The organism is Bacillus timonensis (genome assembly GCF_004799755.1).
GTDB lineage: Bacteria > Bacillota > Bacilli > Bacillales > Bacillaceae_L > Ferdinandcohnia > Ferdinandcohnia timonensis_A.
In genome coordinates this window covers 1-2,781 of record NZ_SLUB01000114.1, presented here as the reverse complement: position 1 = coordinate 2,781, position 2,781 = coordinate 1, and the positions used below count along the sequence as shown (strand labels likewise).

1 protein-coding gene is annotated in these 2,781 nt (G+C 30.7%); it reads right to left on the bottom strand.

The window, feature by feature from the left end:
• A partial coding sequence (locus E1I69_RS23910; protein WP_136382002.1) for a DEAD/DEAH box helicase occupies positions 1-2,733 on the bottom strand: 2,733 nt, incomplete at its 3' end.
• Positions 2,734-2,781 lie beyond the last annotated feature (48 nt).

The window sequence follows — 2,781 nt, the reverse complement described above, 5'->3', positions numbered from 1 at the left end:
AGATGTGTATAAGAGACAGCCTTTACCTATGTAAATATAAGGCTCAACCTTACCATCTATTTCGCGGTATTTTCGAATAAATAAATGTAGATTTACTCCTCTTTCCTTATTGTAAATAATGTCTTTTCCTCGATCCGATTCTTGAGATGTATTATTAACAGACTGCCATTGAAATTCCTTAGGATTAATGAATTTATCTTGATAATTAATACTTTCCTTTATATCTGCTTCTTTGTGTAAGTCTACAAACAAGAAAAATTCTTTCCCATTCGTTAATAATCCAGAACCCCTAAAGGATGAGTGAATTTTTCTGTAATTAGAGAGTAAAGCTGCGTCAATCATCTGATATTGTTCATATAACTTGAAATGTGGTACCCCATAATAGGTTTGTTTAAATTCCTTTTCATAGCGATAAATACCATAAGATATAACATCAATGATATATTTTTGATATTCCTCATTTTCTAATAAATTGTCAAACAATGGTGTCTTAAATAAACGTTGATTCTCAAATGCAAATAATTTTGGCTTTGTTTTTTGTTGAGTCGTATCATAATAGTTTTGATTTAAATATTCAAATGCATGAAGAATACTATCCTCATCAACATGTTCAACTATTTTAAGGATTTCATCCTTTGCCATCTTTAGGTCAATAAACGTATTTTCTAACAAATAACGTATAATAACAAATTCATAAACTCTCTTTAAAGGAAGTTTACTGGACAATTCCTTCATTGCCCCTTCAAAATTTTCATTTTGTAATAATTTCTTTAGATATTCGTCCTTTTCCACTTTCGCAACAAATTGAATATACGATTTTTCACGATTGATAAATTTTATAGGATCTGGAGCCCCATCATACTTAAAATAATCAAGCAACAAATAAGGAATCCGCCCTTGATTGAGTTTTTTAAATTCAAAATATTCTTCTTTGAGATATTTCATTGAGTTAAAATTTTCTTTATCAATTTGTTCTAAGATTCTTTCCTGTGAAATTCTATCCATTTGGATATGTGTTGCGCCTGGGATGTTCGCAAAGCCGGTGGCTACTGCAACTTTTAGACTTTCTTTATCATAATATCTACTACCATTAAGGGCGATAGCTATTAAAAACGTTTTAGTGTGGTTCCCAATGAAATCAAGAACAGTTAAAAAACTTTTTTCACCAAATTTACGTAATCCCCTTCCAAGCTGTTGAATGAAGACAATTGGTGAATTAGTTGGTCTCAGCATTAGCACAGTATTAATCGAAGGAATATCAACCCCTTCATTAAAAATATCTACCGTAAAAATCATCTCTAGGTTATCATGATCGTCTTCTAATCTTTTAATAAACTGTTCCCGAGTGTCAGGTGAATCATCACCTGTTAAACAAATACTGTTGTAACCTCTTTTGTTAAATTCACTTGCCATATACTGCGCATGCTCAATACTAGCACAAAAGCCTAGACCCTTTCTCTTATCACCATCATGTCCGTAAAATTCCATTTTTTCTACAATGAAATCTACTCGCTCATTCACCTTTAATCTTCTGGTGACCTCTGTGATATCATCAATACTTACATCGCTCAAATCAATTTCATCAATATCCGTTATCCCAAAGTAATGAAAAGGTATAACAAGTTCATCATCAAGTGCTTCGTGTAACCTAACCTCTAGAGCCACATTATGATCGAATAATTCAAAAACATTGTGATGATCACTTCGTTCGGGAGTTGCTGTCATTCCAAGCATAAATTTTGGCAGAAAGTAATCTAGTACACTTTGATAACTAGGACTTGTTGCATGGTGAGCCTCATCGATTATGATATAATCAAACTCATCTCTTCTGAAATCGGAATAACATTTACTAAGAGTTTGTATAGTTGCAAACAAATAATCTACATTCTTGTTTTTATAATTACCAGTCAATAATCCAAACGTTATCCCTTCGTTAGGTAACAGTAATTCAAAAGTGTCTTTCGCTTTTTTCAATATTTCTTCTCTATGTACAATAAATAATAATTTTTTTGGTTTAAAACTTTTTACATCGAATGCAGACATATATGTTTTACCTGTTCCCGTAGCGGCAATTACTAATCCCTTCTTTTCACCAAAACTTCGAAGGCGATCAAGGTTTTCAATAGCACGTCTTTGCATTCGATTAGGAACAATATATTGCTTTTTATGTTCATAAATCATTTGATTTGTATTTTGTGAATTCTTAAAACTCATTAGAAATTCTTCATAGCGTTTGATAAATTCATCATCAGCATCAATACTCATATTCCATAGATTCTCATATTCTTTAAGTACCTCTTTAATAAAAGAAGCGTCTTGTTTTGAGATAATTTCAACATTCCACTCAATATTACTTTTTAAGGCACTTTGAGTTATATTTGAAGAACCAATGATTACTTTGTAGCTATCCTTATATTCAAATATATAAGCTTTGGTATGGAAGCCAATCTCTTTATCTGTTACATATACTTTTAATGAGATGTTATTAAATTCTTTTAATTTGTCCAATGCCTTTGATTCAGTGAAATTAAGATAAGTGGATGTAATTATCTTACCTTTAATCCCTCGTTCCTCTGCTTCTTTAATTGGTTCCAATAATAGTTGTAACCCACTAAAATTAATAAAAGCGACACTAAAATAAAATTTTTCACACTCTTTTATGGACCTAATTAATTCATTTAATAAATTTCCCTTTTCCGAATTGATAATTAATTTATTTTCTTTTTCGATCATCGTTCTCCCCTGATTTTTATATTTATAGGAATATTTGAATAGTAAAAT